The organism is Miniimonas arenae (assembly GCF_006351005.1).
GTDB lineage: Bacteria > Actinomycetota > Actinomycetes > Actinomycetales > Beutenbergiaceae > Miniimonas > Miniimonas arenae.
In genome coordinates this window covers 1-11,568 of record NZ_VENP01000075.1, presented here as the reverse complement: position 1 = coordinate 11,568, position 11,568 = coordinate 1, and the positions used below count along the sequence as shown (strand labels likewise).

General features: G+C 71.9%; 10 protein-coding genes. 4 read left to right on the top strand and 6 right to left on the bottom strand.

Annotated elements, in window-relative coordinates:
* Positions 1 to 527: 527 nt before the first annotated feature.
* The 3 genes from FH969_RS13830 (at position 528) to FH969_RS13820 (ending at position 3,486) form a co-directional block, all read left to right on the top strand.
* Positions 528 to 1,088 carry a hypothetical protein gene (locus FH969_RS13830; protein WP_139987731.1) on the top strand — a complete coding sequence of 187 codons (561 nt, stop codon included), beginning with the start codon at positions 528 to 530 and terminating at the stop codon, positions 1,086 to 1,088.
* A gap of 227 nt (positions 1,089 to 1,315) precedes the next feature.
* The gene (serS, locus tag FH969_RS13825; RefSeq protein WP_139987729.1) at positions 1,316 to 2,584 is read left to right on the top strand and encodes a serine--tRNA ligase; all 1,269 of its coding nucleotides are present in this window, start codon (positions 1,316 to 1,318) and stop codon (positions 2,582 to 2,584) included.
* Positions 2,584 to 3,486 carry an HAD family hydrolase gene (locus tag FH969_RS13820; RefSeq protein ID WP_139987727.1) on the top strand — a complete coding sequence of 301 codons (903 nt, stop codon included), beginning with the start codon at positions 2,584 to 2,586 and terminating at the stop codon, positions 3,484 to 3,486. Before serS ends, FH969_RS13820 begins: the two co-directional genes overlap by 1 nt.
* Before the next feature lie 483 nt (positions 3,487 to 3,969).
* On the opposite strand, the gene FH969_RS13815 is transcribed toward FH969_RS13820, so the two are convergent.
* The gene (locus tag FH969_RS13815) at positions 3,970 to 4,557 is read right to left on the bottom strand and encodes a proteasome activator (protein ID WP_139987725.1); all 588 of its coding nucleotides are present in this window, start codon (positions 4,555 to 4,557) and stop codon (positions 3,970 to 3,972) included.
* 66 nt (positions 4,558 to 4,623) lie between these two features.
* Here FH969_RS13815 and FH969_RS13810 point away from each other — a divergent pair, with 66 nt between their 5' ends.
* Positions 4,624 to 5,970, top strand: coding sequence for an AGE family epimerase/isomerase (locus FH969_RS13810; protein WP_342777040.1), 1,347 nt, complete (start codon positions 4,624 to 4,626; stop codon positions 5,968 to 5,970).
* A gap of 261 nt (positions 5,971 to 6,231) precedes the next feature.
* Here the strand turns inward: FH969_RS13810 and FH969_RS13805 are convergent, their stop codons facing one another.
* The 5 genes from FH969_RS13805 to FH969_RS15870 form a co-directional block, all read right to left on the bottom strand.
* Positions 6,232 to 6,813, bottom strand: coding sequence for a DoxX family protein (locus FH969_RS13805; protein ID WP_139987722.1), 582 nt, complete (start codon positions 6,811 to 6,813; stop codon positions 6,232 to 6,234).
* A 211-nt stretch (positions 6,814 to 7,024) separates the two neighbouring features.
* Positions 7,025 to 7,810, bottom strand: a complete 786-nt coding sequence (locus FH969_RS13800) for an LLM class flavin-dependent oxidoreductase (protein WP_139987720.1) — start codon at positions 7,808 to 7,810, stop codon at positions 7,025 to 7,027.
* Positions 7,807 to 8,826 carry an NAD(P)H-quinone oxidoreductase gene (locus tag FH969_RS13795; RefSeq protein ID WP_139987718.1) on the bottom strand — a complete coding sequence of 340 codons (1,020 nt, stop codon included), beginning with the start codon at positions 8,824 to 8,826 and terminating at the stop codon, positions 7,807 to 7,809. Before FH969_RS13795 ends, FH969_RS13800 begins: the two co-directional genes overlap by 4 nt.
* A gap of 392 nt (positions 8,827 to 9,218) precedes the next feature.
* Positions 9,219 to 10,814 (bottom strand): solute symporter family protein, encoded by a 1,596-nt coding sequence (locus tag FH969_RS13790; protein WP_139987716.1) that lies wholly within the window; start codon positions 10,812 to 10,814, stop codon positions 9,219 to 9,221.
* Positions 10,811 to 11,233: a DUF485 domain-containing protein gene (locus FH969_RS15870; protein WP_342777039.1), complete on the bottom strand. Its 423-nt coding sequence runs from the start codon at positions 11,231 to 11,233 to the stop codon at positions 10,811 to 10,813. Before FH969_RS15870 ends, FH969_RS13790 begins: the two co-directional genes overlap by 4 nt.
* Positions 11,234 to 11,568: the final 335 nt, after the last annotated feature.

Here is an 11,568-nt window from a genome sequence, read left to right as displayed (position 1 = left end):
CGACAAGTCCAAGTCTTCCCTGCTCAGAGGGCACTTCGGTACTCCTACGCGCCGAACACGACCAACCCCCGATGAACGATCCGGGCTAGGTCGACCTCACGGATGGCAAACCAGCCGTCGTGCCCCAGAATGTCGTCATCATGAGATTGCAGAAGTCCCTGCCGGCAACCCTCTCAGTACTGATGCTTATTGTCGGCGGCTCCGCCGCAGGAGCAAATGCAGACGACTTGGCCGGTGTAGCGGATTCCGTGGCTGCCCAGATTGCCGAGGTAGCGCCCGAGGTGGGAGCGCTGTGCCACCGTCGCCAGAGGCAGGTAGCCTCGTTGCGGTTTCCGACGATGTCGTCGTGACGGCACCGAAAGATGGCGTCGGAAGCGTCGAGTTGAGGAGTTCCACCGTCGGCACTCTCGATGTATCTCTGCCAAACCAGGCGAACCAGGATGCGCCGGTCGTTGCGAGTGATGGCACAGTGGTCTATTCGGGAGAGACGTCCAGCACCGCCCCTGCAGGTGCTCACCGCAGGGGACGTGAGGCTGCAGAGCATTAGTGAGAATGAGGGAGCACCCAGCCGCTATTCGTACGAGTTCTCTGACTTCGTCGATCTAGTGTTGCGGGGCGATGGAGGAACGGGCATCACAGAACGGACTCAAAGCGGTTCGGTCGTGAAGTATGGTGAGATCGATGCCCCTTGGGCGTTCGACGCGAGTGGAACGCCGGTGCAGACGTACTATCTGGTCGAGGGTAACCTGCTGACTCAGGTTATTATCACCGACCCCGGCACGACGTACCCAGTGATTGCTGACCCCAAGTTGACGCTTGGCAAGAGGATTTATTGGTCACTGACGCGAACGGAGCAGCGATACTTCGGGACGATGGGATCGGTGGCTGCCGCAGCGTATCTCTGTGGACAGACCGTCGGTCTCGGATGTGCGGCGGCATCAGCTGCTGCGGCTGGTATCGGCCTGTACTTGAGTGACCGCGGAGGGCTCTGTCCCACGTCAGCCCCATGGTTGCAGGTTGGGTTCCCCTACGGATTCCCGGCCCAGATGTGGCCAGGGCCGTCCCTCGCCTGCCTGAAGACGGTCTGACATGCGCCGCCCCAACCTTCGAGCAGCCTGGGCTGTCACGGTGATGCTCAGCCTCGTCATCGGCGCGACGGGAGGATGGCGCCTCGGGCTGGCGTGCTTCGCGGCAGGCGCCGTCACCGTGATCCTCATGGCCTGGAGTGGCAGGAGGGCGAAGGCGCAGCGCAGGTAATCCGATCGCTCGTGGGACGTGTGGCCGGGTGGCGCCGATGCCCGGATACCCTCGGAGGGTGATCGACATCAAGGCGCTGCGCGAGGATCCCGAGGTCGGCCGGGCGAGCCAGCGGGCCCGCGGCGCGGACGAGACCCTGGTGGACCGCGTGCTCGCGGCGGACGAGCGGCAGCGCGCGATGCTCACCTCCTTCGAGTCGCTGCGCGCCGAGCAGAAGCAGATCTCCCGCTCGGTCGGCAAGGCCGCCCCCGAGGAGCGGCACGACGTCCTCGCGCGGGCCAAGCGCCTGTCGGAGCAGGTGAAGGATGCCGAGCAGGCCGCCGGCGAGGCCCGCGAGGAGCTCGACGCCCTCCTCGCCCAGCTCCCCAACATCGTGCTGCCGGGTGTACCCGTCGGTGGCGAGGACGACTACGTCGTGCTCCGCCACGAGGGCACGATCCGGGACTTCGCCGCCGAGGGCTTCGAGCCCAAGGACCACCTCGAGATCGGCGAGGGGCTCGGCGCGATCGACATGGCGCGCGGCGCCAAGGTGTCGGGCGCGCGGTTCGACTACCTCGTGGGGTTCGGCGCGCGGCTGGAGCTCGCGCTGCTCAACGCCGCGATGGACATGGCGATCGCGCGCGGCTTCACCCCGATGCTCACACCCACCCTCGTGAAGCCCGAGATCATGGCGGGCACCGGCTTCCTCGGCGCCCACGCGGAAGAGATCTACTATGTCCCGGCCGACGACCTCTACCTCGTCGGCACCAGCGAGGTGGCGCTCGCGGGCTACCACGCGGGGGAGATCCTCGACCTGTCGAGCGGCCCGCTGCGCTACGCGGGCTGGTCCTCGTGCTACCGCCGCGAAGCGGGTGCCGCAGGCAAGGACAACCGCGGCATCGTGCGCGTGCACCAGTTCGACAAGGTCGAGATGTTCTCCTACGTGCGCCAGGAGGACGCCGCCGTCGAGCACCAGCGCCTGCTCGGCTGGCAGGAGGAGATGCTCACGCTCGCCGGCCTGCCCTACCGCGTCATCGACACCGCGGCCGGCGACCTCGGCTCCTCCGCAGCCCGCAAGTTCGACTGCGAGGCGTGGATCCCCTCGCAGGGCCGCTACCGCGAGATGACGTCGACGTCGAACTGCACCACGTTCCAGGCGCGCCGCCTCGGCGTGCGCGAGCGGCTCGAGGACGGCTCGACCCGCCCGGTCGCCACGCTCAACGGCACGCTCGCCACGACGCGCTGGATCGTCGCGATCCTCGAGAACCACCAGCGCCCGGACGGGTCGGTCGCCGTCCCCGAGGGCCTGCGGGGCTACCTGGGCGGCCTCGAGGAGCTGCGCGCCTGATGGGCGCGGGGCTCAAGGCGCACGACGGCGGATGGCTCGCCACGCCGTCGTTCTCCCGCTGGTTCGCGCGCGCCGAGGCGTCCGGGCGCGCGCGCGACCTCGTGGCGGGCCCGGACCTGCTGGTCTGCCTCGACATCGACGGCACGGTGCTCGGCCACGACGGCTCGCTCAGCCCGCGCGTCCACGAGGCCGTCGCGGCGCACGCCGAGGCGGGCACGCACGTGGTGCTCGCGACCGGGCGCAGCATCCCCGCCGTCGTGCCCGTGGCGCACTGGCTCGGACTCACCCGGGGCTGGGCGGTCTGCTCCAACGGCGCGGTGACGATCCGGCTCGACCCCGACCTGCCCGGCGGGTTCGAGGTGGTGCAGGTCGTGACGTTCGACGCCGGACCCGCCGTCCGCGCGCTGCTCGCCGAGGAGCCGGGCGTGCTCGTGGCGGTCGAGGACGTCGGCGTCGGGTTCCGCGTCACGGCGCCCTTCCCGGCGGGCGAGCTGCTCGCCCCGACCCAGGTCGTGGACGTCGAGGAGCTGCTCGCCGAGCCCGTCGCGCGCGTGACGCTGCGCGCGCCTGGCAAGGAGTCGCGGCTCTTCCACGACCTCGTCGAGCGGTCCGGGCTGCACGGCGTGGCGTACGCCGTCGGCTGGACCGCCTGGCTCGACCTCACGCCCGAGGGGATCTCGAAGGCGTCTGCGCTCGAGGGGATTCGCGAGCGGCTCGGGGTCGAGGAGTCGCGCACCGTCGCGGCCGGCGACGGCCAGAACGACCGCGAGATGCTCACCTGGGCGAGCCTGGGCGTCGCGATGGGCAGCGCCGACGCCGGGACGATCGAGGTGGCCGACGCCGTGACGGGGCACGTCGAGGAGGACGGCCTCGTCGACGTGCTGCAGGCGCTCCTGCCGTAGCGCTGCGTGGTGCGTGGTGCGTGGTCCAGCAGGCACCGCACCGACTCAGCCACGTCGGGTTCTGCGCTCGTCAGTGCTGTGGCTCCCGTCTCGGCGGCGGGAGCCTCCGAACCGGACGATCAACCGCATGATTCCGCCAGTTCTTGCGCACACGACGCAGCGCCCATCGAGGAGTCGCGGCGAGTACACAGCCACAGCGCTGTGGCTGTGCAGCGCGCGGGACCCTGGCCGCGGCGCCCAGTGAGGGGCGGAGAAACGGCGGAATCAAGCCGATTCTCGACCATGCTGCGGCGTCGCCGGCACCGCGGCACAGCCACAGCGCTGTGGCTGTGCAGCGCGCGGGACCCTGGCCGCGGCGCCCGACGAGGCGCCGAGAAACGGCGGAATCAAGCCGATTCTCGGCCATGCTGCGGCGGCGCCGGCACCGCGGCCCAGCCACAGCGCTGACCATCGGCCGGGGCATGGTCGTGGCGCTTGGCCGAGCTAGAGGTACTGGCCGGGTGCGGGGTGGCGGCCCTCGCCGTCGTCCGACGCCACCGCACCCGCGGGGATGATCCGCACGCCCGGTGGCAGCTGGCGCGGCGCGCCGGCCTGCTGCTGCGCCTGGACCTGCTGCGCCACGAGCGCCGTCTGGATCCCGTGGAACAGCCCTTCGAGCCACCCGACGAGCTGCGCGTGCGCGATGCGCAGCTCGGCGTCGGTGGGGGTGTCGTCGGGGGAGAACGGCAGCGTGACGCGGTGCAGCTCGGCCACGAGGTCCTCCGACAGTCCGGACTCGAGCTCCTTGACCGACGCCTCGTGCACCGCCACGAGTCGGTCGCGCGCCGCCTCGTCCAGCGGCGCGGAGCGGACCTCGTCGAGCAGCTGCTTGATCATCGTGCCCAGGCGCATGACCTTCGCGGGCTCCTCGACCTGATCGAGCACGCCGCGGCGCTCGCCGTCACCCTCAGCGGGGCCGGGCAGCGTCTCGGTCTCGTGCGGGGCGGGCTCGGTCGCGGTGGGCTCGGGGGCGGCGGCCGGGCGATCAGCGTCGTCGGGCTCGTGCGACGGGGTGGTCGGCTCCTGCGTCATCGCCCCATCATGTCCCACCGGTGCGACGCCGCCCCCGGCCAGCCCCGCAGTGCCAGGATGGACGCCGTGAGCCTCGACGACGCCGTTTCCCACGCCACGCAAGCCGCGCTTCCTACGCCCGCCACCTCCGACGGGACCGCAGCGGCCACGCGCGCCGCGATCGACGCCCCCCTGACCTGGCTCGGCAGCCCCGCGCACGCGCGCTGGCTCGAGCAGCACACCGACGACCTCATCGCCTTCGCCTCGGGCAGCGCGATCGACGCCGGCTTCGGCTACCTCGACGGTGACGGCGAGGTCCGCGACAGCGACCCCGACGGCGAGGCCGAGCTCTGGATCACGTGCCGGATGGTCCACTCCTACAGCCTCGGCGTGCTCCTCGGCCGGCCCGGCTGCGCGGTCCTGGTGGACCACGGCCTCGGTGCGCTGCAGCAGACCTTCGCCGACGTCGAGAACGGTGGCTGGTACTCCAAGGTCACCGCCGACGGCCCGACGGCGAGCATCAAGGAGGCCTACGCGCACGCCTTCGTGCTCCTCGCCACCTCGTCGGCGCTGCTGGCCGGCCGGCCCGGCGCCGCCGAACTGCTCGCGCAGGCGCAGGAGGTGCACACCACCCGGTTCTGGAACGAGGACGAGGGCATGGCGGTGGAGTCCTGGGACGCCGCGTGGACCGAGTGCGAGTCCTACCGCGGCGTCAACGCCAACATGCACACGGTCGAGGCCTACCTCGCGGTCGCCGACGCCACCGGCGAGCACGTCTGGCGCGAGCGCGCGCTGCGCATCCTGCGCCGGGTCCTCGGCTACGCGGCCGACTACTCCTGGCGCATCCCGGAGCACTTCTCCACCGACTGGGAGCCGCTGCCCGACTACAACACCGACGACCGCGCCCACCCGTTCCGTCCGTACGGCGCGACCGTCGGGCACTGGTTCGAGTGGGCGCGCCTCGCGCTGCACGCGCGCGCCGCGGAGCTCGCCCACGGCGCGCCCGAAGGTGACGTCGCCTGGCTGCTCGAGCCCGCCGTCGCGCTCTTCGAGGCGGGGGTGCGCGAGGGCTGGGCGGTCGACGGCGAGGACGGCTTCGTCTACACGGTCGACTTCGACGGGGTGCCGGTCGTCCGCGAGCGGATGCACTGGGTCGTCACCGAGGCGATCGGGGCGGCCGCCGCGCTGTGGCGGGCGACGGGTGACGTCTCCTACGCCGAGGCGTACCAGACCTGGTGGGACTACGCGCAGACCTACCTGCTGGACGGCAGCGGCTCGTGGGTGCACGAGCTCGACGTGCACAACGCGCCCGCCGACACCGTCTGGCCTGGCAAGCCCGACATCTACCACGCGATCCAGGCGTCGCTCATCCCGCGCCTGCCGCTGTGGCCGGCCCTCGCGAGCGCTGTGAAGGCCGGGCTGCTCGACAGCTGAGCGGGGGGGAGCGCCGCGCGGGGCGCTACCGCTGGCGCCGGCGGTGGCTCCGGTGGCGCTGGGAAGCAGCGGCCCGCCGGCGCGGCACGGCTGGGCCGACGCGCGGCCCGGCGCGGCCCGCGCGTCGCCCCGACCCGGCAACGCAGCCCCCGCAGCACCCAGACACGGCGAAGGGCCCCGGGGGATCGCCCCGAGGCCCTTCGTGGTCCGTGCCGGTCGGAGCGGGTGGTACCCGCATCGACCGGCGGCGCGCTCAGGAGATCAGCGCAGCCACTTGTTCTTCTTGACGACGTCGAGGCCGCCCCACCACTTGCCCAGGCCCCAGGTGTCACCGGCGAGGGTGGCGCCCATGATGAGCAGGACGACGGCCTCGATCCAGTGGGAGTCCACGAACGGGTTGGTGTTGCCGGCCACGAAGAAGGGCCACTCCGCCATATACATGAAGATCAAGAGGAGCGTGCCGGTGACGGCGGCGATGCGGACGCCGGCGCCGAGGAGCATCGCGATGCCGATGCCGAACAGGCCGAGCATGAACAGGACGTCGCCGAACGGGTTGATGAACAGCTTGAAGAACCCGACGAACGGCGTGGTGGCGGGGTCGCCGAACTGACCGGTGGCGGCCTTGAGGAAGCCCTGGGCCGGCGTGCCGCCGTTGATCCAGGCATTCTCGGAGGCGGTCGCGTAGCCCAGACCGAACAGCTTGTCGAGGAACGGCCAGAAGAAGAGGAAGCCGATCACGATGCGGCCGAAGGCCAGCACGCGACGGGCGAGCACGGTGGTGACGATGTCTTCCTGCCGCTCGGCAGGGAGGGTGCTGGTCGTGGGTGACGCGGTAGCGGTCATCTCGGGTTCTCCTTGTGTGGGTGAGGCCCGAGTGCGCCGGGCCCGACATGTGAATCGTTGCGTTCTGTGCAAGCTTCTGCACGGGACATAGGTCGTGCCTTCACAGAACCTTCACGCCGACGCGGGAACTCGTCATTGTGGTCGTTGCTGAAACCGCCGCACGGCGGACCCACGAGGAGTACCCGCGAGGTGACGCGGCGTCACCCCCGCATCAGGGGCGGACGAGCACCGTGACCCGGTCCACGCCGTCGGGCACGTCGTCCTCGCGGACGTCCGACGGCGAGCGATCGGACACGAACACGCTCACCTCGAACGGGGCTCGCCTCGCCCCGGGCGGGTGCTCGCGCTCCGACACCCGCGCGCGGACCAGTGCGACCTGCTCCGCGAGCCGAGGCCCGAGGCCGCTCACGATGTTGACGCCGTCGGCGAGGTCGGCGGCGAGGGCGAGGGTCGCCGTCGTGCCTGAGCCCACCACGATCGGCGGCGCCGGTCGGGTGACGACGCCGGTCAGGCCGTGCGTCGCGACAGAGCCCGTGGCGTCGCGCCCGGCCCAGATCGCCCGCAGCGCCGCGACGTGCTCGGCGAGCAGTGCGCGTCGCGCCGCCGCGGGCTGCGGCACCCGGCCCAGCGCCGCGTCCTCGCGCGCGAACGGCGAGCCGGGCCCCGCGCCCGCGCCGATCCCGCACACGACGCGGCCAGGCGCAAGCGAGGCGAGCGTGTCGACGGCGAGCGCCAGCTGCGCGGGGTGGCGGTTGTGCACGTTGGCGACGAGGACGCCGAGCCGGACCCGCTCGGTGCGCGCGGCGATCGCGCCCAGCAGCGCGAACGGGTCGCGCGACGCGCCCGCGCCCGGGTCGCGCAGCGCCGCGAGCGAGCTGACGTGGTCGAAGGTCCACACGCCGTCGTATCCGTCGTCCTCGGCGCGGACCGCGGCGTCGAGGATCGCGCGGGCGTCGCCGCCGAAGGGGGACAGGACGAGGTCGCGCGCGAGCGTCATCGCGCCGCGGTCCAGCCGCTCGGTGCGCCCGGGACGAGCACGACCTTGCCGACCGCCTCGCCGTCGCGCAGCATCGCGTGGGCGCGCGGCGCGTCCGCCAGGGCAAGGACGGCGTGCAGCACGGGCCGGATGCGGCCCGAGGCGACGTGCGGACCGAGGTGCGTGACGACGTCGTGCACGATCGTGGCCTTCTCCGCGGCGGGACGCGCGCGCAGGGTGGTGCCGTGCACGCTCGCGCGGCGCTGCATGAGGGTGAGCAGGTCGAGCTCGCCGCGGCGGCCCTGCTGCGTGCCGATCACCACGAGGCGGCCGCCGGGTGCGAGGCGGCGCACGTTCTCCGCGAGCGCGCCGCCGCCGAGGACGTCGAGCACGACGTCGACCCCGCGCCCGTCGGTCGCGGCCAGGACCGCGTCGGTGACGGCGGCCGGGTCGAGGGCGCGGTGGTCGAGCACGACGTCGGCGCCCAGGTCGGCCACGACACGCGCCTTCTCCGGGCCGCCGGCCGTCGCGAGCACGCGCGCGCCGAGCACGCGGGCGACCTGGACCGCGGTGACGCCGATGCCGCCCGAGCCGCCGACGACGAGCACGCTCTCGCCCGCGCGCAGGCCGCCGACCGGCCGGTCGCCGACGCCGACGAGGTTCGACCAGACCGTCGCGAGCGCCTCGGGCAGGCTCGCGGCCTCGGGGTCGGTGAGCGCATCGGGGGTCGGCAGGAGCTGCTCGGCCGGCGCGAGCACGTGGCTCGCGTAGCCGCCGCCGGCGAGGAGGGCGGCGACGCGGTCGCCGTCGCGCACGTCGGTCACGCCGTCCCCGACGGCGAGCACCCGGCCCGCGACCTCGAGCCCGGGGTGGCGGGGTGCTCCGGGCGGGGGCGGGTAGTGGCCGGCGACCTGCATCAGGTCGGCGCGGTTGACCCCGGCCGCGGCGACCTCGAGCAGGACCTCGCCGGGGCCGGGGGTCGGGGTCTCGGCGGTGGTGGGGTGCAGGGCGCCGTCGCGGATCTCGAGGAGGTCCATGCCGCTCACGCTAACCCGCTCGGGCCGCTGGGCCCGGCCTCGCGTCTGGGTGGTCGACCGCGAGCGCCGGCTCGCGCGCACCTGCGGACGCCCGCGCACACACCTGCGGACGCCCGCGCACAGCTGCGGACGGCTGGCGGCACGGGGTGAGGACCGACGGCGTGTCTGCCGCGACACGCCGACCGTCGGGTCAACCCGTCCGCAGATGTGCACGAGTCGTCCGCACGTGCGCGCCGGCCCCCGAGGAACACGGACCGCGCGGTGGGAGCGGGCGGACGCGAGCATGCGCCGGGGTGCCCGATAGCGATCCTCGGGCAGGCGCCGGGGTGCCCGAGAGCGATCCTCGAGCACCCCGGCGCACGCTGGCGGGCCGTCGCGTCCTTGAAGCCGCCCTAGTGCGCGACCGCCTTCTCGGCCCCGTGCCCGGTGAGCGAGCGCACCTCCATCTCGGCGGCGAGCTCGGGGTCCTCCGACCGCTTGTCGAGCACCGAGAACAGCCATCCGGCGAGGAACCCGAGCGGGATCGAGACGATGCCCGGGTTGTTCAGCGGGAACCAGTGGAAGTCCACGCCGGCGCCGAACACCGACGTCTCCTTCCCGGAGAACACGGGCGAGAAGAAGATGAGCACGAGCGCGCTGATCAGCCCGGTGTACATGCCGCCCACCGCGCCGCGCGTGGTGAACCCCTTCCAGAACAGCGAGTACAGGATCGTCGGCAGGTTCGCCGACGCCGCGACGGCGAACGCGAGCGCCACGAGGAACGCCACGTTCTGCCCCTGCGCCCCGATGCCGCCGAGGATCGCGACGGCTCCGATCCCGATCACCGTGTACCGCCCCACGCGCACCTCGGCGGCCGGGTCGGCCTTGCCCTTCTTGATGACCGAACCGTAGATGTCGTGCGCGAACGACGCGGCCGCGGTGATCGTGAGGCCGGCGACCACCGCGAGGATCGTCGCGAACGCGACCGCCGAGATGATGCCCATGAGCAGCGACCCGCCGAGCTGGAGCGCGAGCAGCGGCGCCGCCGAGTTCACGCCGCCCGGCGAGGCAAGGATCGTCTCCGGTCCGACGAGCGCGAGCGCCCCGAACCCGAGCACGAGCGTGAACAGGTAGAAGATCCCGATGAGCGCGATCGCCCAGACGACGGACTTGCGCGCCTCCTTCGCCGTCGGGACGGTGTAGAAGCGCATGAGCACGTGCGGCAGGCCGGCGGTGCCGAGCACGAGCGCGAGGCCGAGCGAGATGAAGTCGACCGGGTTCGCGCCGTACTGCTTGCCGGGCGCGAGGATGCTGATGTCGCCACCCGCGGACTCCACGCCCGCCTCGAGCATCGCGGAGAAGTCGAACCCGAACTTGCCCAGCACCCACACGGTCATGATGAACGCGCCGATGATGAGCAGGATCGCCTTGATGATCTGCACCCAGGTGGTGCCCTTCATCCCGCCGATGAGGACGTAGACGATCATGAGCGCGCCGACCACCGCGATCACGATGGACTGCCCGAGCTTGGCGTCGACGCCGAGCAGCAGCGACACCAGGCCGCCCGCGCCGGCCATCTGAGCCAGCAGGTAGAAGAACGAGACGGCGAGCGTGGACAGCGCGGCCGCCATCCGGACGGGTCGCTGGCGCAGCCGGAAGCTGAGCACGTCGGCCATCGTGAACTTCGCGGTGTTGCGCATGAGCTCGGCCACGAGCAGCAGCGCCACGATCCACGCGACGAGGAAGCCGAGCGAGTACAGGAAGCCGTCGTAGCCGTTGACCGCGATGGCGCCGCAGATGCCGAGGAAGCTCGCCGCGGACAGGTAGTCGCCCGCGATCGCGGTGCCGTTCTGCGGTCCGGAGAACGAGCGCCCGCCCGCGTAGTAGTCCGCGGCGGAGGAGTTGTTCCGGCTGGCCCGGAACACGATCACCATCGTCACCGCCACGAAGAGCAGGAAGATGACGATGTTGAGCACGGGGTTGTTCTGCGCGGCGAGCTCGTCGTTCATCGAACACCTCCCACGGCGTCGGGCTCGGGGGCGTCGTCACCGAGGCCTCGGGTTCCGCCGCCGGCGCCGCCGCCGGGGCTTCGGCCGCCCTCAGCCGCCGTCCCGCCACCCTCCAAGCCCTCGAGCTCAGCGCGCAGGTGCGCGGCGCGCGGGTCGAGTTCCTTGTTCGCGTAGTGGACGTACCAGGCGGTGATGCCGAACGTCGTGACGAACTGCGACAGCCCCAGCAGCAGGCCGATGTTGACGTGCCCGAAGACCTGGGTCGCCATGACGTCCCGCGCGTACGACGCGAGCAGCACGTAGAGGATGAACCATCCGAACGCGGCCGCCGTCACCGGGAACACGAAGCGCCGGTGCTTGCTGCGCAGCTCCTGGAACTCGGCCGACTCCTGGACGGCGATGTAGTCGATTCCTGTCACGAGGCCTCCTTGCCCGTAAATCGGTTTCGGGGAGTCTGTCAGCCGCTCCGAGCGCCGCGATAGAGACTTCGGTCGAGAACATCTCCGAAACTTCTTCGCCCATCCGCGCACGACGGCGAGCCCGCCCTGGTAGGGCGCGCCCGGCTCGGGCGGGGTCGGGTCCAGCGGTGGGCCCGGCCGGGGCGCACGACGGCGAGCGCCCCCGGGCAGGTGTCGACAGATAGCCGAGTTGACCATCTGAATCCCTAGATGACCCACTTGAGCCGCGCCCGGCTTCGAACAGAGGGCGAAGAACGCTCTTCACGTAGATACTTGGACTGTTCTTGGCCTCCACT